The 22,645-nt window shown below is 64.8% G+C and carries 21 protein-coding genes; 17 read left to right on the top strand and 4 right to left on the bottom strand.

All coding sequences use genetic code 11. The features are described 5' to 3' along the window. Positions 1-174: 174 nt before the first annotated feature. From A0O30_RS24895 to A0O30_RS24885, 3 genes are read left to right on the top strand one after another with little or no spacing between them, the layout of a single operon-like run. Positions 175-1,551 carry an MFS transporter gene (locus A0O30_RS24895; protein WP_105948426.1) on the top strand — a complete coding sequence of 459 codons (1,377 nt, stop codon included), beginning with the start codon at positions 175-177 and terminating at the stop codon, positions 1,549-1,551. Between the two features lie 12 nt (positions 1,552-1,563). Continuing rightward, on the top strand, positions 1,564-1,914 hold the full coding sequence (locus A0O30_RS24890) for a cupin domain-containing protein (protein WP_105948425.1): 351 nt from the start codon (positions 1,564-1,566) through the stop codon (positions 1,912-1,914). 11 nt (positions 1,915-1,925) lie between these two features. Further along, the gene (locus A0O30_RS24885) at positions 1,926-2,264 is read left to right on the top strand and encodes a RidA family protein (RefSeq protein ID WP_105948424.1); all 339 of its coding nucleotides are present in this window, start codon (positions 1,926-1,928) and stop codon (positions 2,262-2,264) included. 46 nt (positions 2,265-2,310) lie between these two features. Here A0O30_RS24885 and A0O30_RS24880 read toward each other — a convergent pair whose 3' ends face one another. Further along, complete coding sequence (locus tag A0O30_RS24880; protein ID WP_256589802.1) at positions 2,311-3,345, bottom strand: GlxA family transcriptional regulator; 1,035 nt, start codon at positions 3,343-3,345, stop codon at positions 2,311-2,313. 227 nt (positions 3,346-3,572) lie between these two features. On the opposite strand from A0O30_RS24880, the gene A0O30_RS24875 reads away from it, so the two are divergent. From A0O30_RS24875 to A0O30_RS24860, 4 genes are all read left to right on the top strand, one after another. Continuing rightward, positions 3,573-4,964, top strand: a complete 1,392-nt coding sequence (locus A0O30_RS24875) for an FAD-binding oxidoreductase (RefSeq protein WP_105948422.1) — start codon at positions 3,573-3,575, stop codon at positions 4,962-4,964. A gap of 10 nt (positions 4,965-4,974) precedes the next feature. Next, positions 4,975-5,943, top strand: a complete 969-nt coding sequence (locus A0O30_RS24870; RefSeq protein WP_105948421.1) for an NAD(P)-dependent oxidoreductase — start codon at positions 4,975-4,977, stop codon at positions 5,941-5,943. Beyond that, on the top strand, positions 5,940-7,391 hold the full coding sequence (locus tag A0O30_RS24865; protein ID WP_105948420.1) for an aldehyde dehydrogenase family protein: 1,452 nt from the start codon (positions 5,940-5,942) through the stop codon (positions 7,389-7,391). The genes A0O30_RS24870 and A0O30_RS24865 overlap by 4 nt, the downstream gene beginning before the upstream one ends. Positions 7,392-7,496: 105 nt before the next feature. Further along, positions 7,497-7,814, top strand: a complete 318-nt coding sequence (locus tag A0O30_RS24860) for a DUF2388 domain-containing protein (RefSeq protein WP_016711111.1) — start codon at positions 7,497-7,499, stop codon at positions 7,812-7,814. 122 nt (positions 7,815-7,936) lie between these two features. Here the strand turns inward: A0O30_RS24860 and glcC are convergent, their stop codons facing one another. Further along, positions 7,937-8,701 carry a transcriptional regulator GlcC gene (gene glcC, locus A0O30_RS24850; protein ID WP_028699838.1) on the bottom strand — a complete coding sequence of 255 codons (765 nt, stop codon included), beginning with the start codon at positions 8,699-8,701 and terminating at the stop codon, positions 7,937-7,939. A 194-nt stretch (positions 8,702-8,895) separates the two neighbouring features. Between glcC and glcD the strand changes: the two genes are divergently transcribed. From glcD to A0O30_RS24810, 7 genes are all read left to right on the top strand, one after another. Beyond that, positions 8,896-10,395, top strand: a complete 1,500-nt coding sequence (gene glcD / locus A0O30_RS24845; RefSeq protein WP_105948419.1) for a glycolate oxidase subunit GlcD — start codon at positions 8,896-8,898, stop codon at positions 10,393-10,395. Further along, positions 10,395-11,447 (top strand): glycolate oxidase subunit GlcE, encoded by a 1,053-nt coding sequence (glcE, locus tag A0O30_RS24840; protein ID WP_105948418.1) that lies wholly within the window; start codon positions 10,395-10,397, stop codon positions 11,445-11,447. Before glcD ends, glcE begins: the two co-directional genes overlap by 1 nt. A 9-nt stretch (positions 11,448-11,456) precedes the next feature. Continuing rightward, positions 11,457-12,692, top strand: a complete 1,236-nt coding sequence (glcF, locus tag A0O30_RS24835; RefSeq protein WP_105948417.1) for a glycolate oxidase subunit GlcF — start codon at positions 11,457-11,459, stop codon at positions 12,690-12,692. Then, a complete protein-coding gene (locus A0O30_RS24830; protein ID WP_105948416.1) occupies positions 12,685-13,083 on the top strand; it encodes a heme-binding protein in 399 nt (132 codons plus the stop codon). The genes glcF and A0O30_RS24830 overlap by 8 nt, the downstream gene beginning before the upstream one ends. Before the next feature lie 152 nt (positions 13,084-13,235). Beyond that, positions 13,236-15,404, top strand: coding sequence for a malate synthase G (locus tag A0O30_RS24820; RefSeq protein ID WP_105948414.1), 2,169 nt, complete (start codon positions 13,236-13,238; stop codon positions 15,402-15,404). Positions 15,405-15,604: 200 nt separating this feature from the next. Continuing rightward, positions 15,605-15,943, top strand: coding sequence for a hypothetical protein (locus tag A0O30_RS24815; protein ID WP_060499274.1), 339 nt, complete (start codon positions 15,605-15,607; stop codon positions 15,941-15,943). Between the two features lie 82 nt (positions 15,944-16,025). After that, the gene (locus tag A0O30_RS24810) at positions 16,026-17,459 is read left to right on the top strand and encodes a PLP-dependent aminotransferase family protein (protein ID WP_105948413.1); all 1,434 of its coding nucleotides are present in this window, start codon (positions 16,026-16,028) and stop codon (positions 17,457-17,459) included. Here A0O30_RS24810 and A0O30_RS24805 read toward each other — a convergent pair. Then, positions 17,452-18,648 (bottom strand): cyanate transporter, encoded by a 1,197-nt coding sequence (locus tag A0O30_RS24805; RefSeq protein ID WP_105948412.1) that lies wholly within the window; start codon positions 18,646-18,648, stop codon positions 17,452-17,454. The genes A0O30_RS24810 and A0O30_RS24805 overlap by 8 nt on opposite strands. Positions 18,649-18,849: 201 nt before the next feature. Between A0O30_RS24805 and A0O30_RS24800 the strand changes: the two genes are divergently transcribed. After that, positions 18,850-19,287 carry a carboxymuconolactone decarboxylase family protein gene (locus tag A0O30_RS24800; RefSeq protein WP_105948411.1) on the top strand — a complete coding sequence of 146 codons (438 nt, stop codon included), beginning with the start codon at positions 18,850-18,852 and terminating at the stop codon, positions 19,285-19,287. Between the two features lie 129 nt (positions 19,288-19,416). Here the strand turns inward: A0O30_RS24800 and A0O30_RS24795 are convergent, their stop codons facing one another. Then, positions 19,417-20,427 (bottom strand): AraC family transcriptional regulator, encoded by a 1,011-nt coding sequence (locus A0O30_RS24795; RefSeq protein ID WP_105948410.1) that lies wholly within the window; start codon positions 20,425-20,427, stop codon positions 19,417-19,419. 168 nt (positions 20,428-20,595) lie between these two features. On the opposite strand from A0O30_RS24795, the gene A0O30_RS24790 reads away from it, so the two are divergent. Both A0O30_RS24790 and A0O30_RS24785 read left to right on the top strand, forming a co-directional pair. Beyond that, on the top strand, positions 20,596-21,780 hold the full coding sequence (locus A0O30_RS24790; protein WP_105948409.1) for an acetyl-CoA C-acyltransferase family protein: 1,185 nt from the start codon (positions 20,596-20,598) through the stop codon (positions 21,778-21,780). A gap of 13 nt (positions 21,781-21,793) precedes the next feature. Continuing rightward, complete coding sequence (locus A0O30_RS24785) at positions 21,794-22,642, top strand: 3-hydroxybutyryl-CoA dehydrogenase (RefSeq protein WP_105948408.1); 849 nt, start codon at positions 21,794-21,796, stop codon at positions 22,640-22,642. The last annotated feature ends 3 nt before the right edge of the window (positions 22,643-22,645 follow it).

The raw sequence follows: 22,645 nt of genomic DNA, 5'->3' as shown, positions 1-22,645 counted from the left end.
ATTAGAAAAGGCCCCGGCACCACCCCTAGAACATCCATGACAACTTGCATAAGGCCTCGGCACACCCGGTCAGCACATTCCATGACTCGTCCGAGCCGTTATAGGGCGCCCTCACAAGCCGGTGCGATAGTGCCGGGACGCTAGTGCAGCGAATAACAACAAGAGGTAAGTCGCATGTCCGTTTCCAAACGCTCCGTCGAAGATGCGCCGCTCAACGCGTTCCACCGCAAGCTGACGGTCTACTCCGCTGGCGGGCCTTTTCTCGATGGCTACGTCCTGAGCATCATCGGCGTCGCCATGCTGCAAATCACCAACGCCCTGCAGCTGTCGGCCTTCTGGGAAGGGCTGATCGCCGCATCGGCCCTGATCGGGGTTTTCCTGGGTGGTTTTCTCGGTGGCTGGTTCACCGACAAGTACGGGCGCAAGGTGCTGTACCTGGTCGACCTGATCGCCATCGTCGGTTTCTCGGTGGCGCAGTTCTGGGTGGAGTCGGCCTGGGCACTGTTTGTCTGGCGGCTGCTGATCGGTATCGCGGTGGGCGCCGACTACCCGATCGCCACCTCGCTGCTGGCCGAGTTCCTGCCACGCAAACAACGTGGGCCACTGCTGGCCGCCATGGTACTGATGTGGTTTGCCGGTGCCGCCGTGGCCTACATGGTTGGCGAACTGCTGCTGCGTGTAGGCGGTGAAGACGGCTGGCGCTATGTACTGGCCAGTGCCCTGATACCGGGTGCGCTGTTCCTGGTCGCCCGCAGTGGTACGCCGGAGTCGCCCCGCTGGCTGCTGAGCAAAGGCCGCACCGCCGAAGCCGACGCCGTAATCAAGAAGGTATACGGCCCCGACTACTCCATTGCCGACCTGCCGGAGCAGGCCACCGACAAGCCCGTTTCCGTGTGGTCGCTGTTCCACTCCGGCTACGGCAAGCGCATGGCCTTCGTCACCCTGTTCTGGACCTGTGCCATCGTGCCGCTGTTTGCCATCTACTCGTTTGCCCCCAAAGTACTGCAGGCACTGCAATTGACCGGTGACTGGGCGGCCTTCGGCTCCATCGCCATCACCTTGCTGTTCACCCTGGGCTGCCTGCTGGCCACCAAGCTGATCAACCGCCTGGGCCGGCGCAACATGCTGATCCACAGCTTCCTCTGGTCGGGCATGTCGCTGGTCATGCTGGGCGTGTTCCCGGATGCCTCGCCCACGACCATTCTGGTGCTGTTCGGTGCCTATGCCGTGCTGATTGGCGGCGCCCAGGTGCTTGAATACGTCTACCCCAACGAGCTTTTCCCAACCGAAATCCGTGCGTCAGCCGTAGGCCTTGCCACTTCGCTGTCGCGCATTGGCGCCGCCGTGGGCACGTACCTGGTGCCGATTTCCCTGGCCAGCTACGGCATTGCCAACACCATGTTCGCTGCCGCCTTGATCTCGCTGTTCGGCGCCCTGATTTCCTGGTGGCTGGCCCCTGAAACCAGCAAGCTCGACCTGCAGCAGGCAGCCGCGCTGGGTAACCACACCAGCACTACCCCCACCGCCAAACCCATTGTTCGTAAAGCCTGAAGGAGCCTGTTCGTGAGCCAAGTACTGACTGTCGTGCGCAATGCCCCCGTCTCGCCGCTGGGCGCCCCCGCCCCGGCCCGCCTGCCGATCGGTGAGCCCATCGCCCAGGCCGCCAGCGCCCAGGACCAGACCGACGAGGCCGTCGGCGCCAGCATCGGGGTATGGGAAAGCAGCCCGGGCGTTTTCCGCCGCTACCTGAAAAACCGCGAATTCAGCCACATTGTCAGCGGCTGGTGCACCTTCACTCCCGACGGTGGCGAGCCGGTGGAGTTGCGCGCTGGCGATGCGGTGCTGTTCCCGGAGAACTGCGAGGGGGTGTGGGACATCCGCGAAACCCTGCGCAAGACCTACGTGCTGTTCTAAGGACCCAGTCGATGATCGAACGTATCAACCCAGGCAAACGCGCCAGCCAGCTGGTGCTGGTAGAAGGCCGTATCGAAACCTCTGGCATCGTTGCCCTGCAACCGGGCGACATCGCTGCGCAAACCCGCTGCGTGCTGGCGCAACTGGAGCAGTGGCTGGCGCAGGTCGGCGCGGGCAAGGGCAACCTCACCCGCATGCAGATCTGGCTGGCTGACATGGGCGAGTTTGCGGCGATGAATGAAGTGTATGACGCCTGGGTGGGTGAACAGCCACCGGTGCGGGCCTGTGTAGGGGCTGCGCTGGCAGCCCCTGAATACCGCATCGAGATCCAGGCCTTCGGCCAGCTCTGAATGCCACACGGCCGCTGAGGGAGCGGCCTTGTGTCGCGATGGCTTGTTAGAGCTCCGGATCCAGCCCCACCTTGTCGCCATGCCAGTCAAACCGCTCCACCTCATGCCGGCGCTTGCGGAAACTGTAAGGCGTTTCGCCATACTGCTTGCGGAACCACAGGATAAAGTGCGAAGCGTCGGAAAACCCGCACGCCAGGGCGATCGTGGTGATGTTCTGGCTGGTGTTCACCAGAAGCCGCCGGGCATGGTCCAGGCGCAACTTGCGCCAGTAGTTGGCCGGCGGTTCCTGGGTATTGGCGACGAACTCGCGGTGCAACTGCCGGGGGTGGGTACCCACCGCCTCGGCCACGGCCTTGAGGGTCATCGACGCATCCAGGTTGGCACGCATGAAGCTGATCGCCCGCTGCACCCGGTCGTTCTGGTACACACATTCGCTGGCCGCCTTGTCTTGCGGCTCATCAGCGCGCTCATCCACCAACAGGTACTCCAGGCCCTTCTGTGCCCGCACCGCACCGCAATGCCGGCGAATCAGGTTAGCCGCCAAATCAATGGCAGTACCGCCCGGGCAGGTGATGATGCCGCGGTCGTCCACATAGCTCTTGTCGATCACCGCCGTGGTAAGCGGAAAACGTTCCTTAAACTCATCGCGCAAGGTGAAATGCAGCGCGCAGCGCCGGCCATCGAGCAGCCCGGCCTTGCCCAGCACAAACGACCCAGAGCACAGCGCGATGATCGGGATATTCGCCGCATGCACCTCACGCAATGCGTCCAACAGCCAGGCCGGCGGATTGCGGGTTTCATCCAGCAAGCCGCCTGCAAGCACGATGTAGTCGTACTGGGCGAACAGGTTCAGGGGCTTGGTCGGCGAAATGGGCATGCCGCAACTGGCGGTGATCGGCTGGTCGTCCAGGGTCATCCAGTCCCACTGGCAATACACCTGCTGGCTACGGAACGACTTGTCCGCCGCGAAACGCAGCGAGTCCACCAGCCCCGCCACCGGCACCAGGGTGAAGTGATTCATCAGCACGAAGCCCACCCGCAATTCGGGCTTGACCTTCACGCTGTCAACGGAGGCTTGCAACGGTTGTTCTTGTTGTTCGGCAAACATCGACACGGGCCTCATGACATCTGCAATGGCGCCATTCTAAAGCGCGCCCTGCGTCCGTCATATCATATGCATCCCCACAAATAGGAAGTCCATGACAAAAGGCGGCGCCGTTCTATCAATTGTCATGGCTGTAATATCAGCCCCCCTGCCCGGCTGAGCATCATGTAAGCACAAGACAAACATGCTCAGAGGCACCCCTCATGTACCGTGGATTCTGGTATGCCCAGGCACTTGACCTGGACAGCGACCTGGCCCCTGCCCTGCAGGACTCGATTGATGCTGACGTGTGCATCGTCGGCGGTGGCTTCCTTGGCCTGTGGTCGGCCATCCGCCTGAAGCAGGCGCACCCGGAAAAAACCATCGTCATCGTCGAGCGCGACCGCTGCGGCTCGGGCGCCAGCGGGCGCAACGGTGGCGTGGCCACCAACTGGTGGGGCAAATACCTGTCGGTACGCACCATCTGCGGCGATGTCGAGGCACGGCGCATCTGCGAGGCGGCCGAGTCGGCCATCGACGAGATCGGCAGCTTCTGCCAGCAACACGGCATCGACGCCCAGTACCGCAAGGACGGTTGGCTGTGGACGGCCACCAACCAGCGCCAGATGAACTCCTGGCGCGTGCTCACCGACGGCCTGCAGAAGCTCGACGTCAACCCGTTCCAGGCGCTGGACCGCCAGACCATCCGTGGCCGTGTTGGCTCGCCCTTGGTACTGGGCGGCATCTTCGACCCCAACGCCGCCACCGTGCAGCCCGCCATGCTGGCCCGCGGCCTGCGCCGCGTGGCGCTGAAGCTGGGCGTGCAAATTTTCGAGAAATCGCCCTTCACCCACCTGGTGCGCGGCAAGCGCCCGGTGGTGCACACCGCCAAGGGTCATGTAAAAGCCAACCACGTGGTGCTGGCGCTCAATGCCTGGGGCGCGCAGTTCCCCGAGCTGCGTCGGATGATCGCGATCATGTCCAGCGACATGGTCGCCACCGCACCGGTCAAGGCCAGGCTCGACGCTATCGGCTTCAGTGGCGGCGAGTGCATGACCGACTCGCGCACCGTGCTCAACTACTGGCGCAACACCCCGGACGGGCGCGTGGTGTTCGGCAAGCCGCTGGGCCAGTTCGCCTATGCCGGGCGTATCGGCAACCTCTATGAAAAACCCTCGCCGGCCGCCGACAAGGTCGCCGCCGAACTGCGTCGCCTGTACCCGCAGCTGCAGGATGTACCGGTGGTCAGCAGCTGGACCGGGCCGATCGACCGGGCCATGAAGGGCCTGCCCAACTTCGGCTACCTCGACCAGCACCAGACCGTCAGCTACGGCATTGGTTTTTCCGGCAACGGCGTGGCCACCACAGTGTTCGCCAGCCGCATCATCACGTCGCTGGCCACCCATGCCAACGACGAGTGGGCCAACTGTGGCCTGGTCGACCAGAAGATGAAGCTGCTGCCGCCAGAGCCTTTTCGCTTCTTTGGCGCGCACCTGGTACGCGATGCACTGGTGCGCAAGGAATCGCTGGAAGACCACGACCAGGACGCAGGTTTCATCACCCGCCAGCTGGTGGGCATGGCGCCCGCCGGCTACGTGCCCGCGCAGAAAAAATAAGGACAATAACGTGAGCGAACATATCGTCCTCCTTGACGACGAAGGCCTGGCGCCTTCCACCCGCCTGAAGCGCCCTGACTGCGAGCACAGCTGGCAGCAGTTCGCCTACACCCACCCTGAGCAGATGCTTGAGCACCTTAAGGACGCAACGATAGCGCTGACCTGTAGCGTGCCGCTGCGCGAAGAACACCTGCGCCAGCTGCCCAAGCTGAAGATGATTTCGCTGGCACTGACCGGCCGCGACATTGTCGATGTCGACTACTGCGAAGCCCATGGCATCGAAGTAACCAGCGTACCGGGCTATGCCGCCAACACCGTGGCCGAGCACAGCCTGGCCATGATCCTGGAGCTGTTCCGCCGCCCGGCCGCCTTCACCCGCCTGATGCGCCAGGTGCATGCCGGCGAAAAGCCGTTCCAGAACATCTACTTCAACCACCGTATCCGCGACGTGCGCGACAAGCAGCTGGCGATCATCGGCAGCGGCCCGATCGCCCTGCGCCTGGCGCACCTGGCGCGGGCGTTCGGCATGCGCGTGTGGTTTGAAGACCGAGGCGGCAAACGCCAAGGCCCGGACTGCCGCCCCTTGGCCGACCTGCTGAAAAGCTGTGACGTGCTGTCGATCAACTGCCCGCTCACGCCAGAAACCCACAACCTGATCGATGCCGCGCAACTGGCGTTGATGAAGCCTGACGCCGTGGTGGTCAACACCGGCCGTGGCGGCGTGGTCAACGAAGCCGCGTTGATCCAGGCACTGCAAAAAGGCCGCCTGGGCGGCGTGGCGCTGGACGTGGTGGAAGTGGAGCCATTGCACCCCAGCAACCCACTGTTCCAGCTGATCGACCGCGATGACTTTCTGCTTAACCCGCACATCGCCTGGAGCAGCGAAGACGCCATGCAGCAGTTGATGGACAGCGCCGTGGACAACATCAGCCATTTCGTCGCCCGCCAGGTTTCTGAAAAAAGGATTCGCAGCGCATGACCCCTGTCACCAAAAGCAGCTACGTCGATGGCACCTTTATCCCACTGACCGGCAATGCCGACATCCTGGAAAACCGCAACCCGTCCAACCCGGGCGAAGTGGTCGAACGCTTCGAACGCGCTGAGCAGACGCTGACCGAACAGGCCATTGCCGCTGCCCACCGCGCGCAGCCGGCCTGGGCACGCAGCAACCCACAGCTGCGTGCGGACGCGCTGGACTTCATCGGCAGCGAAATCCTCGCCCGCCGCGAGGAACTGGCCACGCTGCTGGCCCGCGAAGAAGGCAAGGTAGTGCGCGAAGCGCTGGGCGAGGTGGACCGCGCCGGGCGCTCGTTCAAGTTCTACGCTCAGGAAGCCCTGCGTGCCGAAGGCGAGAAGTACACGTCAGTACGCCAGGACGTGGGCATCGATGTGTTCACCCAGCCACTGGGTGTGGTCGGCATCATCGCCCCGTGGAACTTCCCTATCGCCATCCCTGCATGGAAGATCGCCCCGGCGCTGTGCTTTGGCAACTGCGTGGTGTTCAAACCGGCCGAGCTGGTGCCCTCCTCGGCCTGGGCCCTGGCCGAAATCATCTCCCGCGCCGGTTTGCCTGCGGGCGTGTTCAACATGCTGATCGGCCCGGGGCGCAGCGTTGGTGACACGATCATCCGCTCGCCGCTGGTCGATGGCATCAGCTTCACCGGCTCCGAGCACACCGGTCGGCAAATTGCCCGGCTGGCCGCCGAAGGCATGAAGAAAGTGCAGTTGGAGATGGGCGGCAAAAACCCGCTGATCGTGCTGGACGATGCCGACCTGGAACAGGCGGTGGAAGTGGCCTTGAACGGCTCGTTCTACAGCACCGGCCAGCGCTGTACCGCCAGTTCGCGGGTGATCGTGACCGAGGGCATTCACGACGCTTTCGTCGCACGCCTGGCTGAGCGTACCCGCACCTTGAAGGTGGGGGATGCGCTGCAGGCCTGCACCGACATCGGCCCGGTGGTTGACAGCCGGCAGCTGGAGCAGAACCTCGCCTATGTGGCAGCAGGTGTTGAACAGGGTGCGAAGCGGGTATGCGGTGGCGAGCGTATCGATAACCAGGCGGGGGCGTATTTCTTTACCCCGGCCCTGTTTACCGAGGTAACGCCGGACATGCGCATCTATCGAGAGGAAATATTCGGGCCGGTGCTGAGCGTGCTCAAGGTGCGCGACTACGCCGAAGCCTTCGCGGCAGCCGAGGACACGGCGTTCGGCCTGTCCGCTGGCATCGTCACCACCTCGCTGCGCCAGGCCGAGCATTTCAAGCGCAACAGTTCGGCGGGGATGGTGATGGTCAACCTGCCGACGGCCGGGGTGGATTACCACGTGCCATTTGGGGGCAATGGGGCATCGAGCCTGGGTTCGCGGGAACAAGGCACCCATGCGCGGCAGTTCTTTACCCGTGTAAAGACCACCTACCAGTTGGCTTGATCGGTCCATTTCGTGGAACCCCCAAGGGAACTACCACCACCTGCGTGCTTTCTTAAACACTGAGTGGTTTATTCCCTTGGGCTTCACGCTACTGGAGAACACGACATGCGCCACCTACTCCTCGCTCCTGCGCTGCTGCTCCTGCTGCCTGCCGGTGCTGCCCTGGCCCGCGTCGATGCGGGCGACGTCGCCACCTCGGCCGGTATCTCCGCCTCGCTTTACTCGACCTTCAAGGACGATAAACGGATCATCCCGGCACGCGATGAACTTTCTGCCTTCGTCGCCAGCGGTGGGGCTATCCGTGGCGCCTATGTGGAGTCGGCGCTGGAACAGGCCCGCAAGGACCATCCCGGGCTGCAAGCCAATGATGAAGAACTGGCCCGGGCCATTCTGTCGCAGGATGATCGGATAGCTGACCATTGAGGTCAACCTGCACCGGCCCTTTCGCGGGCAAGCCCGCTCCCACAGGATCTGCGCAGCCATCAGGCTTGGCGCGTTCCCTGTGGGAGCGGGCTTGCCCGCGAAGAGGCCGGCACAGGACTAGATCATCCCCAGCCATCCATGCGCATGGTCGCCCTGACCAACCGCTGCTCTTCCTGCTCGATCTCCCGCAAACTGTCGCGTATTCCGTTGATATGCTCGCGCGCCGCCCGCTGCGCCTGCTCCGGCAACTGCTCCATCACCGCCTGATACAACCGTGCATGCTGGCGGTCGATCTGGCGCTTTTGCGCCGGCCTGCAATACAGGTTGTTGACCGAGGCAAACACCGTGCTCAAGGTCAGGTCGCTGAGCGATTGCAAGGTATGCACCAGCACCGGGTTGTGTGACGCCTCACTGATCGCCCGGTGGAACGCGTGGTCGCGACGGGCATGTTCACGGGCATCGATCGCGTCTGGTGCCTCGTGCGCGGCCAGCATTTCTTCGTAGCGCCGCCGAATCAGCAAGCGGTCAACCTCGGTGGCCCGTAACGCCGCCAGCCGCGCCGACTCGGCCTCCAGCAACGCCCGCACTTCCAGCAAGTCGAACAGCGTACGCGGCTGCGAGCCAAACAAATGCATCAACGGTGTGGCACCCGACTGCCCTGTCAGGTCGGCGACGAACGAACCCCGCCCCTGTTCGGTATCGATGATGCCGCGCCCCCGCAGAATGCGTAGCCCTTCGCGCAGTGCCGAGCGTGAACACCCCAGCTTCTCCACCAACCGCCGCTCCGACGGCAAGGCCTGGCCCACCTTGAGTACGCCGTCAACGATCAGCCGCTCCACCCGCTCGGCCACCTGGTCAGCGACCTTGGCTTTGCCTTCAGCACCCATCACGCCCTCTCCCGCTGGTAGGACCACTTCGGCCGATGGCTCCAATCTAGCCAGGCAAAGCCGTCAATAACCAGCCCTTTGCAGAAAAACTGGTAGGACCAGTGAACGACGTACTCGACCCGGGCCGCTGGCAAGCGCAGGCTGCACCGGTGACCGCTTTGCCAACAACAACAAAAACGTTGCCGAGTGAGCCGATGAATATCCTGTACGACGAACGCGTCGATGGCGCGCTGCCCTCCGTAGACCAGGCGGACCTGTTGCAGGCGCTGCGCAAGGCCCTGCCAGACCTCGATATCCTGTACCGCGAAGAAGACCTCAAACCCTACGAATGCGACGGCCTCTCGGCCTATCGCACGGTACCGCTGCTGGTGGTGCTGCCCGAGCGCCTGGAGCAGGTGCAGGCCTTGCTCAGGCTCTGCCACCAGCGCGGCGTACCCGTGGTAGCCCGTGGTGCCGGCACCGGCCTGTCGGGCGGCGCCCTGCCGCTGGCTAAGGGGATACTGCTGGTAATGGCCCGCTTCAACCGCATTCTGGAGGTCAATCCACAGGGCCGTTACGCCCGTGTGCAACCCGGCGTGCGCAACCTGGCCATCTCCCAGGCGGCCGCACCGCACGGTATGTACTACGCACCAGACCCGTCCTCGCAAATTGCCTGTTCCATCGGTGGCAACGTCGCCGAAAACGCCGGTGGCGTGCACTGCCTGAAATACGGCCTGACCGTGCACAACCTGCTCAAGGTGGAAATCCTCACGGTGGAAGGAGAACGCCTGACCCTCGGCAGCGATGCCCTGGACAGCCCGGGCTTCGACCTGCTGGCACTGTTCACGGGCTCCGAAGGCATGCTCGGCATCGTCACGGAAGTTACCGTCAAGCTGCTCCCCAAGCCCCAGGTGGCGCGGGTGCTGCTGGCCAGTTTCGACCGTGTCGAGGACGCCGGCCGGGCAGTCGCCGAAATCATCGCTGCCGGTATCATTCCCGGCGGCCTGGAGATGATGGACAACCTGGCCATCCGCGCCGCCGAAGACTTCATTCATGCCGGCTACCCGGTGGACGCGGCGGCCATCCTGTTGTGCGAGCTGGATGGCGTCGAGGCCGATGTGCATGACGATTGTGAACGGGTGGCCGCCGTGCTGGCGCAAGCCGGGGCCCGCGAGGTACGGCTGGCCCGCGACGAAGCCGAGCGCGTGCGTTTCTGGGCCGGGCGCAAGAACGCGTTCCCGGCGGTGGGGCGCATCTCGCCGGATTACTACTGCATGGACGGCACCATCCCGCGCCGCGAACTGCCACGGGTACTCAAGGGCATCAGTGACCTGTCTGCGGAATACGGCCTGCGCGTGGCCAACGTGTTCCATGCCGGCGACGGCAACATGCACCCGCTGATCCTGTTCGATGCCAACCTGCCAGGTGAGCTGGAGCGCGCCGAAGCCATCGGCGGCAAGATCCTCGAACTGTGCGTGGCGGTAGGCGGCAGCATCACGGGCGAGCACGGCGTAGGCCGCGAAAAAATCAACCAGATGTGCGCGCAGTTCAACAGCGACGAAATCACCCTGTTCCACGCGGTGAAGGCCGCCTTCGACCCGCAGGGCCTGCTCAACCCCGGCAAGAACATTCCCACCCTGCACCGCTGCGCCGAGTTCGGCGCCATGCATGTGCACCATGGGCAACTGCCCTTCCCCGAGCTGGAGCGCTTCTGATGAGCATGGACCGCGACAACAGCCAGGCCCTGCTGGAGCAGGTCGGCCAGGCGCTGAACCAAGGCACACCGCTGCGTATCCAGGGCAGTAACAGCAAAGCCATGCTGGGCAACCTTGTCGCTGGCGAAGTACTCGACACCCGCAGCCACCGTGGCATCGTCAGCTACGACCCGACTGAACTGGTGCTCACCGCCCGCGCCGGCACACCGCTGCGCGAGATCGAAGCGGCGCTGCACGAAGCCGGCCAGATGCTTCCCTGTGAACCGCCACACCTGGGCCCGGACGCCACCTTGGGCGGCATGGTCGCCGCCGGCTTGTCTGGCCCCCGGCGGCCATGGGCCGGGTCGGTACGTGACTACGTGCTCGGCACGCGGGTGATCACCGGCCACGGCAAGTTGCTGCGCTTTGGTGGCGAAGTGATGAAGAACGTGGCCGGTTACGATGTATCACGGCTGATGGCGGGCAGCTTCGGTTGCCTGGGGTTGCTGACCGAGGTTTCGTTGAAAGTACTGCCCCGGCCGCGCCAATGCCTGAGCCTGCGCCTGCCAATGGGCCGGCATGAAGCGCTGGCCGAGTTGGCCGAATGGGGCCAGCAGCCGCTGCCGATCAGCGCGGCTTGCCATGACGGCGAAGCACTGTACCTGCGCCTGGAAGGCGGTGAAGGTTCGGTTCAGTCGGCACGCCAGCGACTGGGCGGCGCAACCCTCGACAGCCGGTTCTGGAGCGACCTGCGCGAGCAGCGCCTGGCATTCTTCAACAACTCTGCGCCGCTGTGGCGCCTGTCACTGCCCAACGCCACCGGCGAGCTGGACCTGCCCGGCCAGCAACTGATCGACTGGGGTGGAGCGCAGCGCTGGCTCACGTCCAGCGCACCGGCCCAGGCCATTCGCGACCGGGTCGCCGACGTGGGCGGCCACGCCACCTGCTACGCCGCCGGCGCAGACAGTAGCCCGCCGCTGCCCGCGGCACTGATGCGCTACCACCAGACGCTGAAGCAACAGCTCGACCCCCAGGGCGTGTTCAACCCTGGCCGCCTGTACCCGAACCTGTGAGGCCAGACCATGCAAACCAACCTGAGTGAAGCATCCCGACGCCTGGCCCGCGCCGACGAGGCAGAAAGCATCCTGCGGTCCTGCGTGCACTGCGGTTTCTGCACCGCCACCTGCCCGACCTACCAGTTGCTTGGCGATGAACTGGATGGCCCGCGCGGGCGCATCTACCTGATCAAGCAACTGCTCGAAGGCGAGCCGGTCACGGCCAGCACGCAACTGCACCTGGACCGTTGCCTGACCTGCCGCAACTGCGAAACCACTTGCCCCTCAGGGGTGAAGTACCACGACCTGCTCGACATCGGCCGCGCCGTGGTCGAACAACAGGTGCCGCGCCCGCTCGGTCAGCGCCTGCTGCGCCAGGGCCTGCGAGCCGTTGTGCCACGCCCGGCGCTGTTCAAGGCCCTGACCCGTGGCGGCCAGGCCCTGCGCCCGCTGCTGCCGGCCACACTCAAACGCAAACTGCCGGCACGGGTGATCGCCCCCGGCCAGCGCCCGGCACCACGCCATGCACGGCGGGTGTTGATGCTCGAAGGCTGCGTGCAGCCGGCCTTGTCGCCCAATACCAACGCCGCCGCCGCGCGCCTGCTGGACCGCCTGGGCATTAGCGTGCAGCCGATCCACCAGGCCGGCTGCTGTGGCGCGGTGGACTACCACCTCAATGCCCAAGAGCAAGGCCTGCAGCGTGCGCGGCGCAATATCGACGCGTGGTGGCCTGCCATCGAAGCGGGGGCCGAGGCCATTGTGCAAACCGCCAGCGGCTGCGGCGCTTTTGTGCGTGATTACGGCCACCTGCTGGAAAACGACCCCCGTTACGCCGCCAAGGCCGCGCGGGTCAGCGCCCTGTCCCGCGATCTGGTAGAAGTACTGCGCGATGAACCGGTCGAGCGACTGGGCCTGTGCGCCGAACAGCGCCTGGCCTTCCATTGCCCTTGTACCTTGCAACATGCCCTGAAGCTGGGCGGCGCGGTGGAAGCGCTGCTGACGCGCCTGGGCTTTACCCTCACCGCGGTGCCGGACGGCCATCTATGCTGCGGCTCGGCGGGTACCTATTCGCTGACCCAGCCCGAATTGTCGCTGCAACTGCGTGACAACCGCCTCAACGCACTGGAAAGCGGCAAACCGCACGTCATCGCCACCGCCAACATCGGTTGCCAGGCCCACCTCGACGGGGCCGGGCGTACGCCGGTACGGCACTGGATAGAAATTGTCGAAGCAGCCTTGAACCCGGAGAACCCCCATGCATAGCAAGTTCGTGATCGGCCAGGTCGAAGTCGCCCGCGTATTGGCCGCCGCCCGCCAGGAAGCCCTGGCCCAACACTGGAACGTCACCATCGCCGTGGTTGACGACGGTGGTCACCCGCTGGCCCTGGAGCGCATGGACGGCTGTGCGCCAGCCAGTGCCTACATTGCTGTGGAAAAGGCCCGGACCTCTGCGCTGGGGCGCAAGGAAACACGGGATTACGAAGAGATGGTCAATGGCGGCCGTACTGCATTTGTCACCGTGCCGCTGCTGACCAGCCTGGAGGGTGGCGTGCCCCTACGGGTGGAAGGCCAGGTGGTGGGGGCCATTGGCGTGTCCGGAGTCAAGTCCGAGCAGGATGCCCAGGTGGCCAAAGTAGGGGCGACTGCCTTGTAAATCCTGCACCGGCCTCTTCGCGGGCTTGCCCGCTCCCACAGGAAAAGTGCAAGTCTCGAACCCAGCGACGTACCTGTGGGAGCGGGCATGCCCGCGAAGAAGCCGGCACAGGCAACCTGTTTCCAGAAGATCGAACATCGAGCGAATAGACAATGCCAAACGAACTCCAGATAGCCCCCATCCTCCAGCGCTTCATCGAAAACGAAGTGCTCCCCGGCACCGGCATCGAAGCCGTCCCCTTCTGGCAAGGCTTCAGCACCCTGGTCCACGACCTGGCCCCGCAAAACCGTGCCCTGCTCGCCGAACGCGAGCGCCTGCAGGCCGAACTGGACAGCTGGCACCGCCAGCACCCCGGCCCGATCCGCGACATGGCCGCCTACCGGCACTTCCTGCAAGGCATCGGCTACCTCGTGGATGCCCCCGAAAACGTGCAAATCAGCACCCACAACGTCGACCGCGAGATCGCCGTACAAGCCGGCCCGCAACTGGTCGTGCCGCTGAGCAATGCCCGCTACGCCCTCAACGCCGCCAACGCCCGCTGGGGCTCACTGTACGATGCCCTCTACGGTACCGATGCCATCGCCGAAACCGCGGGTGCCGAGCGCGGCCAAGGCTACAACCCGGTGCGCGGCGCCAAGGTGATTGCCTATGGCCGGCAATTCCTCGATACCTCAGCCCCGCTTGCCGGCGCCTCACACAGCGACGCCAAGGCCTACGCGGTCAACCAGGGCGCACTGCAGGTCACCCTGGCCGATGGCCGCCAGGTTGGCTTGCAAAACCCCGCACAAATGCGTGGCTACCAAGGCGAGCCGAACACGCCAACGGCGATCCTGCTGCAGCACCACCAACTGCATTTCGAAATCCGGATCGACCCGACCAACGTCATCGGCCAGCAGGACCTGGCCGGGGTCAAGGACATCCTGCTGGAAGCCGCACTGACCACCATCATCGACTGCGAAGACTCAGTGGCAGCCGTCGATGCCGACGACAAGGTCAATGTCTATCGCAACTGGCTGGGCCTGATGAAAGGCGACCTCAGCGAACAGGTCAGCAAGGGCGGCAAAACCTTCAGCCGCACCTTGGCCGCCGACCGCCAGTATCACGGTGCAAACGGCCAGCCACTGACCTTGCCGGGCCGTTCGCTGCTGTTCATTCGCAACGTCGGCCACCTGATGACCAACCCGGCGATCCACGACCGCGATGGCCGGGAAATCCCGGAAGGCATCCTCGATGCCGTGGTCACCAGCCTGATTGGCCTGCACGACCTCAAGCGCCGTGGCAACTCGCGCGAAGGCAGCCTGTACATCGTCAAACCGAAAATGCACGGGCCGGCCGAAGTGGCCTTTGCCGACCAGCTGTTCGGTCGCGTCGAAGCCCTGTTGGGCCTGCCCGCGGATACCCTGAAGATGGGCATCATGGACGAAGAGCGGCGCACCAGCGTCAACCTCAAAGCCTGCATCGCCAGTGCGGCATCACGGGTGGTGTTCATCAACACCGGCTTCCTCGACCGCACCGGGGACGAGATGCACAGCGCCATGGAAGCCGGTGCCATGCTGCGCAAGGGCGACATGAAAGGCAGCGCCTGGATCCAGGCCTACGAACGCAGCAACGTGCTGGTGGGGCTGGCCTGCGGCTTACGCGGCAAGGCGCAGATCGGTAAGGGCATGTGGGCCATGCCCGACCTGATGGCGGCCATGCTCGAACAGAAGATTGCCCAGCCCAAGGCCGGTGCCAACACCGCCTGGGTGCCCTCGCCGACGGCCGCAACGCTGCACGCGCTGCATTACCACCAGGTAGACGTGGCAGGGGTACAGCAGGCGCTGGAAGCAGTCGACCTGAACGCCCAGCGCGACGCATTGCTGAACGACCTGCTCAGCGTACCGGTCAGCCCCGAGCGGCCCTGGAGTGCCGACGATATCCAGGCTGAACTGGACAACAACTGCCAAGGCATCCTCGGTTACGTGGTGCGCTGGGTCGAACAAGGAGTCGGCTGCTCCAAGGTACCGGACATCCACGATGTGGGCCTGATGGAGGACCGCGCCACCCTGCGCATTTCAGCGCAGCACATCGCCAACTGGCTGCACCATGGCGTGGTGGGTGCCGAGCAGGTCGAGGCGACGCTGCAACGCATGGCCAAGGTGGTAGACCAACAGAATGCCGGGGACCCGGCGTACCGGCCAATGGCGGCCAACTTCGAGGCATCGCATGCGTTTCGCGCCGCCCGAGAGCTGGTGTTCAAGGGGCGCGAGCAGCCCAGTGGCTATACCGAGCCGTTACTGCATGGCTGGCGGTTGCGGTTCAAGCAGCAGGTTCAACGCTAGCCCAAGCTGCGCGGTGTTGCTGGCGCGGCCTTGTGTCGCGCCGGCAGCAAACATCTGCCACCGGCCAGTCAGGGGTGGCATTCCGGCGTCTTCAGAAATTTCCCACAACGTTTTCGGAAGCGTCCTGCTTGCTGCCTCTGCACGCAAAAAACAAGATCGGCACTGGAAAACGCAAGGTCGCGATCCAGAGGAGGCTCCGTATGCACCTTTACGCCCGCTCCATTGCCGAACTGCGCAGCAGCTTGTGCGAAATGCTGGCCCATGACATCCGCAACCCCGAAGAGGATCCGCACCTGTCGGGGGTGATGTTCTTCTGCGCCACCGACGAACACTCCCGGCAACTGATCGAGCGTATCGAGTTGCTGGCCAGCGAAGTGTTCTTCGACCCAAACGGGCGGGCCATTGCGGAACACCTGAAAGCGGCCGCAGTCGATGGCGTGCGCATCAAGCGCAACCGCAAGGCGCCAGCGGATGAAACTGTGATACGCATCGCAGTAGCCGACAAGGGCTATATCACTGTGAGTACGGCCCGGCTCTGAGCTTTTTGGGGCTGCTTCGCAGCCCCATGCCCTTGTCTGGCCAATCCGCTATCCTGAGCACTCCCCCGCTCCGGACCGCCCCATGGAACTGCACATTCGCCTGGAGGGCCGCAAAGGCCTGGCCGACCAGCTCTATCAGCAACTGCGCGCCGGTATCGACAGTGGCCACCTGGCCGCCGGCACCCAGTTGCCACCCACCCGCCTGCTGGCCGAGCAACTGGGCGTGTCGCGCAAGACGGTGGCCGAGGCCTATTCGCGGCTCACGTACGACAACCTGCTCAGCGGTGTGGTCGGCCGTGGCACCTTCATCACGCCGCGCCAACCGCTGCGTAGCCATGAATCCACCACCATCCCCCTGGCCGGCGCCGCGTCCCTCGAGCGCTGGCAGCAGCGCGCCACCGTGCTCGGCCAACGCCAGCTTCAAGCGCCCTCCCGTTATGACTTTATCGGTGGTGCCTCAAGCAAGGCGCAGTTCCCCTTCGACCAGTGGCGCAGCTGCCTGAACTACGCCCTGCGCCGCAGCCAGCGCCACCCCGAGCGGCAGTTTACGGCCCAGGGCCTGCCGGAGCTGCGCGAGGCCATTGCCCACCACATCGCCTACGCCCGCGGCGTGCACTGCAGCGCAGCTGACCTGCTGGTGTGCAACGGCGCCCAGCAAGCGCTGGACCTGATCGCCCGGGTATTGGTGGAACCCGGTTGCCAAGTGGCCATGGAAGACCCCGGCTACCCACCTGCCCGGCAACTGTTCCTGGCCCTTGGCGCGCGCGTGCAGTCCGTTCCGGTGGATGATGAAGGCCTGCGCGTCGAGCACATCGCCGATGGCACCCGGTTGATCTATGTAACGCCGTCGCACCAGTTCCCGCTGGGCATGCCCATGAGCGAGCCACGTCGGCACGCCCTGCTGGCCCGGGCGGCTGAGCTGGGCGCGTTGATCATCGAAGACGACTACGATTGCGAGTTCCGTTACCACGGGCCGGCAGCGGACGCACTGCAGCGCCTCGACCGCCATGGCCTGGTGGCCTATGTGGGGACCTTTTCCAAGACATTGCTGCCCGAGCTGCGGCTGGGCTATGCCGTGTTGCCGCCTGCCGTGCTGCAGGCGGCCTGCGTGGCCAAGCACCTCAGTGACTGGCACAGCCCGACCTTGCTGCAGTGGGCGCTGGCGCGCTTCTTGGGCGAAGGCCACCTGAACAAGCACATCCGCCGCTGCCACGAGGTTTACAGCGCCCGCCGCGAACGTATCCTGGCGCGCCTGGGCGGCGACCTGTCACCGTGGTTCAGCGCCATCCCCGCCAGCGCGGGCTTCCACCTCAGCGCGCTGGCAAAGCCCGGGGTCGATGTCGAGTTGCTGGCCAACCTCGCACGCAAGGTGGAGGTGGGCCTGTATTCGCTGGCGCCGTTCTTCAGCGAAGCACCGGTACGCCCGGGGCTGTTGCTGGGCTTTGGCGCTATCGAGCTGCTGGACGTCGACCCGGCACTGGACCGGGTGCGCGATACCCTGCAACGCCTCAGCTGACCGGCGCGGCCCTGCCCGTCGCGGGCGCGCGCGCGATGGCCGCAGCATAGCCACGCGGGTTGAAACAGGCGGTTACCAGCAGCATCGCCATCACGGTCACGGTCAGCAGCATCCACGATGCCTGGAAGTCGCCACTCACGTCACGCAACCAGCCGGTGATGTACGGCACGATACCGGTGATGATAAAGCCGATCCCCTGTACGAATGCCGCCAGGCTGCCGGCCTCGGCAGGCGTCTTGAGGTGTTCCAGGGTCAGCGTCAGGCTCTGGCTGAAACAGGCGCCCAGACCAAAGCCGATCATGGCGACCCACAGTCCTGCAGCCACCGTGGGGGCCAGCAGCAGGCCGAGGAAGCCCGCCAGCTGAATCGCCAGCGCCAGCCAAAGGCCTGGGCGCCGGTCTGCCCAGCGCCGCAGCAGCAGTGGCAGGCCGAGCGCGCCGGCCACCTGGAAAATGGTCATCAGGCCCACCAGGTCGGCGCCGCCCTGGGCACTGCCACCGTGCTCGATATGGTAGGCCGGCAACCAGGCCACCATGCTGGTGTAACCACCATTGATCAGGCCGAAGTACAAGGCCAGCAACCACGCCCGGCGGGTGCCGAACCAGTGTCCACCCGCAGCGCCCGCCAGCTTCGGTGCTTCCTGACGTGGCCGCAGCACGGCCCAAGCCAGCACCGCCAGCACTGCCGGGGCTGCCCACAGGCCCAGGCCGGCCTGCCAGTGGCCGAAGTGGCCACTGATATGTGGCCCAAGCACGGCCGCCAGGCCACCGCCCGTCATCAGTGCCGCCGAATACAGGCCCATCGCCCCGGCCAGCCGCCCGGGGAACCATCGATTGACCAACCCTGGCATCATGCCTTGCACCACCGCCACGCCCAGGCCCGCGACCACTGCACTGGCAATCAACGCCCAGACGCTGTCCAGTTGCAGGCGCCACAGGCAGGCCAGGGCAATCGCAGCCAGGCCACCGAGCATGCCGCCATGCTCGCTGATCCAGCGCCGCAGCCAGGGTTGCAGCAACGGTACCAGCCCCATGCACAGCACCGGCAACGCCGTCAGCAAGGCGGCCTGCTGGTAGCCCAGGCCAGTGCTGGCACGCATAGGTTCGAGTAACGGGCCGATACTGGTCAGGATCGGCCGCAAGTTCAGCGCCAGCAGAATCACCAGCAACAGGTTCAACGCAGCTCTCATTGTGAATCAGTTCTCTTGTAGCAAGACCCGGCCATTATCCCGGCTCGGCCAGCCTGGCAGAAATGAAGAGATTGGATGCCTGTCAGTGACCACCTGAATGGTCGATTGGCCTCCTGCATATGCGCGGGATTGGCTATCGGGGTGGCCAAAGGGCGGCGCTACAGTAGTGCCATTCCCACCCCACACCCTTTGGAGACAGCCATGCACAACCGTATCGAATGGGCCAAGCACGCCCCCGAAGCCTACAAAGCCATGGTCGGCCTGGAACAGGCCCTGGCCAAGAGCGGCCTGGAGAGTTCCCTGCTGGAGCTGGTGCGCCTGCGGGCATCGCAGATCAACGGCTGCGCCTACTGCGTGAACCTGCATGCCAACGATGCGCGCAAGGCCGGCGAGACCGAGGCGCGCTTGCAGACGTTGAGCGTATGGCGTGAGACCGCCTACTTCACCCCGCGTGAACGTGCGGCACTGGCCTGGGTCGAGAGCCTGACCCGCTTGCCTGAGCGTGGGGCACCGCAGGGGGAATATGAAGCCTTGCAGGCACATTTCGAGCCGGCCGAGGTGGCCAACCTGACCTTGGCGATTGCCACCATCAATGCCTGGAACCGGTTTGGTGTCGGGTTTGCGATGGTGCCGGCCTGATCATTAACCGGTAGCCTGTACCGGCCCTATCGCCGGCAAGCCAGCTCCCACAAGCTCCCCACAGTTTTCGAGCCTTGTGGTGTCCTGTGAGAGCTGGCTTGCCGGCGATAGGGCCAGTACAGGTAACAACTAACGCCCAGCCAACCGAGCTCGATAGCTGCCGGGACTCTGTCCAGTCCACTTCTTGAACGCCCGGTGGAACGCACTGGGCTCCTGGAACCCCGCCTGCTCGGCGATTTCGGCAATGCTCAACACCCCTTCACGCAAGCGCTCGAAGGCCATCGCCCGGCGTACTTCGTCTTTGATCTGCTGATACGAACGCCCCTCCCGGTCCAACTGCCTGCGAAAGGTACTGGCGCTAACCCCCTGCTGCTGCGCCAGCGCCGCCAATGTCGGCCACTGGCCATAACGTAGTGCGCGCAAGCGCCGGTACACCTCGGCCACCAGCCCGTTCTGGTTACGAAAGCGAATCACCAGCCCCTGTGGCGCAGTGCGCAGAAAGGTTTTCAAGGCTGGCAAATCCTGTACCACCGGCAACCGCAGGTAGGCGCTGTCGAATTCCACCTCGGTGCGGCCGCTGCCCAGGCGCAGGTCTGGCCCCCACAGCAGCAGGTCGTCTTCCTGGGCCGGGCGCGACACCGCCAGCTCGGTACGGTCGATGGCAATGCGCCGCCCGGCCAGCCAGCACAGCATGCCGATCATCAGCACCAAATAGGTTTCCTCGGCATACACCCGGGTCAGCGGGTCGGCAATGTTCGACTGCACGCTGATCAGCGCCCGCCCGCCACGGACCGTCAGGCTGCCACGCAGGTCGCGCAGGAACAGGCCGAAGCCGCCCATGCATTGGCGCAAGGCCTTTTCCAGGTTCGGTTCAAGTATCAAGCCCCGGCAGATCAGGGCGAAGCTGCCCAGCGGCATGCCATGGCTGTCGAGGCAGAAAAACTCGTCGTCCAGCCGTTGAATCATCGCCAGCCAAAGCTGGGCGAAGGCCTTGGCCGGCACGCGGGCCTGGGGCTGTTCCAGCAGCTGTGGGTCGATGCCCACGGCACGCAGCTGTGCATCACGCTCGGCGGGGCTGTCGCGCAGGGCATGGAGCATGGCGTTGAGAAAGTACACGGCGACCGAATCGCTATCGCGCATGGCGGTTTTCGCTGTCTATGCTGAGTGGCAAAAAGTGCCAGGTTGTTTGAACAGTTCCGGCATAGGCTGCAACAGAGCCTTTGCCTAGACTCGATCCCACTCCGGGACCGCCGGCCATTCTCGCAGAGCCTGGCCCGGTCCCGCCATGCCTTCGCAATCGGAGCCCCTATGAGCAACGCAGAAATCTACGTCGTCAGTGCCGTCCGTTCAGCCATTGGTGGCTTTGGTGGGTCCCTGAAGGACCTGCCGCTGGCCGACCTGGCCAGCACCATTACCCGTGCTGCCATCGAGCGTTCGGGCCTGGCCGCCGATCAAGTTGGCCATCTGGTGATGGGCACGGTAATCCCTACTGAGCCGCGTGACGCCTACCTGGCCCGTGTGGCAGCGATGAACGCCGGCATCCCCAAGGAAACCCCGGCGTTCAACGTCAACCGCCTGTGCGGCTCGGGCCTGCAGGCCATCGTTTCGGCAGCCCAGGGGCTGTTGCTGGGGGACACCGACGTGGCCGTTGCAGCCGGTGCCGAATCCATGAGCCGTGGCCCATACCTGCTGCCACAGGCACGCTGGGGCGCGCGCATGGGTGACCTGCAAGGCATCGACTACACCGTTGGCGTGCTGCAGGACCCGTTCCAGCACTTCCACATGGGCATCACCGCCGAAAACGTCTCGGCCAAACACGGCATCACCCGCGAAATGCAGGACGAACTGGCCCTGACCAGCCAGCGCCGCGCCGCCCGCGCCATTGCCGAAGGCCGCTTCGACAGCCAGATCGTGCCGCTGGAACTGAAAACCCGTAAAGGCAGCGTGCAGTTCAGTGTCGACGAGCATGTGCGTGGCGAAGTGACCGCTGAACAACTGGCCGGCATGAAGCCGGTGTTCAAGAAAGACGGCACCGTCACCGCCGGCAACGCCAGCGGCATCAACGACGGCGCCGCCGGCCTGGTGCTGGCGACGGGCGACGCCGTACGCCGCCTGGGCCTGAAGCCGCTGGCCCGCCTGGTGGGTTACGCCCACGCCGGTGTCGAGCCTGAACTGATGGGCCTGGGCCCGATCCCGGCCACCCGCAAGGTGCTGGAAAAGACCGGCCTGAAGGTGCAGGACCTGGACGTGATCGAGTCCAACGAAGCGTTCGCCGCCCAGGCCTGCGCCGTGGCCCGCGAGCTGGGCTTCGACCCGGAAAAGGTCAACCCCAACGGTTCGGGCATTTCCCTGGGCCACCCGGTGGGCGCCACGGGCGCGATCATCGCCACCAAAGCCATCCATGAACTGCAGCGCATCCAGGGCCGCTACGCGCTGGCCACCATGTGCATCGGTGGCGGCCAGGGCATTGCCGTGGTCTTCGAACGCGTCTGAGAGAGGCTGACACATGAGCATTGAACAAATCGCCGTGATCGGCGCCGGCACCATGGGCAACGGCATTGCCCAGGTGTGCGCAGTGGCCGGCTACCAAGTGCTGCTGGTGGACGTGTCCGACGCAGCACTGGAGCGCGGCGTGGCCACCTTGAGCAAAAACCTCGAGCGCCAGGTCAGCAAAGGCACCCTGGATGCGGACAAGGCCGCAGCCGCCAAGACCCGCATTCGCACCAGCACCGACTATAGCCAGCTCAACGGTACACAGCTGGTGATCGAGGCCGCGACCGAGAACCTGCAGCTCAAGCAACGCATCCTGCAGCAGGTGGCGGCCAACGTCACTGCCGACTGCCTGATTGCCACCAACACCTCGTCGCTGTCGGTCACCCAGCTGGCTGCCAGCATCGAGCACCCCGAGCGTTTCATTGGTGTGCATTTCTTCAACCCGGTGCCGATGATGGCGCTGGTGGAGATCATTCGCGGCCTGCAGACCAGCGACAACACCTATGCCCAGGCGCTGGTGGTGACCGAAAAGGTCGGCAAGACACCGATCACCGCCGGCAACCGCCCGGGCTTCGTGGTCAACCGCATCCTGGTGCCGATGATCAACGAAGCGATCTTCGTGCGCCAGGAGGGCCTGGCCAGCGCCGAGGACATCGACACCGGCATGCGCCTGGGCTGCAACCAGCCCATCGGCCCACTGGCCCTGGCCGATCTGATTGGCCTGGACACGCTGCTGGCGATCATGGAGGCCTTCCATGAGGGCTTCAACGACAGCAAGTACCGCCCTGCCCCGCTGCTCAAGGAAATGGTCGCGGCCGGTTGGCTGGGGCGCAAGAGCGGTCGCGGCTTCTTCACCTATTGAGGA

This window comes from Pseudomonas sp. LLC-1, from assembly GCF_002992185.1.
Classification (GTDB): domain Bacteria; phylum Pseudomonadota; class Gammaproteobacteria; order Pseudomonadales; family Pseudomonadaceae; genus Aquipseudomonas; species Aquipseudomonas monteilii.
This window is presented reverse-complemented; position numbering and strand designations above follow the sequence as displayed.

What these genes read in the sequence shown, in the direction of transcription:
- A0O30_RS24895 (WP_105948426.1), top strand. Translation starts at nt 175, where the DNA reads ATGTCCGTTTCCAAACGCTCCGTCGAAGATGCGCCGCTCAACGCGTTC.
- A0O30_RS24885 (WP_105948424.1), top strand. Translation starts at nt 1,926, where the DNA reads ATGATCGAACGTATCAACCCAGGCAAACGCGCCAGCCAGCTGGTGCTG.
- A0O30_RS24875 (WP_105948422.1), top strand. Translation starts at nt 3,573, where the DNA reads ATGTACCGTGGATTCTGGTATGCCCAGGCACTTGACCTGGACAGCGAC.
- A0O30_RS24865 (WP_105948420.1), top strand. Translation starts at nt 5,940, where the DNA reads ATGACCCCTGTCACCAAAAGCAGCTACGTCGATGGCACCTTTATCCCA.
- A0O30_RS24860 (WP_016711111.1), top strand. Translation starts at nt 7,497, where the DNA reads ATGCGCCACCTACTCCTCGCTCCTGCGCTGCTGCTCCTGCTGCCTGCC.
- glcC (WP_028699838.1), bottom strand. Translation starts at nt 8,701, where the DNA reads ATGGGTGCTGAAGGCAAAGCCAAGGTCGCTGACCAGGTGGCCGAGCGG.
- glcD (WP_105948419.1), top strand. Translation starts at nt 8,896, where the DNA reads ATGAATATCCTGTACGACGAACGCGTCGATGGCGCGCTGCCCTCCGTA.
- glcE (WP_105948418.1), top strand. Translation starts at nt 10,395, where the DNA reads ATGAGCATGGACCGCGACAACAGCCAGGCCCTGCTGGAGCAGGTCGGC.
- glcF (WP_105948417.1), top strand. Translation starts at nt 11,457, where the DNA reads ATGCAAACCAACCTGAGTGAAGCATCCCGACGCCTGGCCCGCGCCGAC.
- A0O30_RS24830 (WP_105948416.1), top strand. Translation starts at nt 12,685, where the DNA reads ATGCATAGCAAGTTCGTGATCGGCCAGGTCGAAGTCGCCCGCGTATTG.
- A0O30_RS24820 (WP_105948414.1), top strand. Translation starts at nt 13,236, where the DNA reads ATGCCAAACGAACTCCAGATAGCCCCCATCCTCCAGCGCTTCATCGAA.
- A0O30_RS24815 (WP_060499274.1), top strand. Translation starts at nt 15,605, where the DNA reads ATGCACCTTTACGCCCGCTCCATTGCCGAACTGCGCAGCAGCTTGTGC.
- A0O30_RS24810 (WP_105948413.1), top strand. Translation starts at nt 16,026, where the DNA reads ATGGAACTGCACATTCGCCTGGAGGGCCGCAAAGGCCTGGCCGACCAG.
- A0O30_RS24805 (WP_105948412.1), bottom strand. Translation starts at nt 18,648, where the DNA reads ATGAGAGCTGCGTTGAACCTGTTGCTGGTGATTCTGCTGGCGCTGAAC.
- A0O30_RS24800 (WP_105948411.1), top strand. Translation starts at nt 18,850, where the DNA reads ATGCACAACCGTATCGAATGGGCCAAGCACGCCCCCGAAGCCTACAAA.
- A0O30_RS24795 (WP_105948410.1), bottom strand. Translation starts at nt 20,427, where the DNA reads ATGCGCGATAGCGATTCGGTCGCCGTGTACTTTCTCAACGCCATGCTC.
- A0O30_RS24790 (WP_105948409.1), top strand. Translation starts at nt 20,596, where the DNA reads ATGAGCAACGCAGAAATCTACGTCGTCAGTGCCGTCCGTTCAGCCATT.
- A0O30_RS24785 (WP_105948408.1), top strand. Translation starts at nt 21,794, where the DNA reads ATGAGCATTGAACAAATCGCCGTGATCGGCGCCGGCACCATGGGCAAC.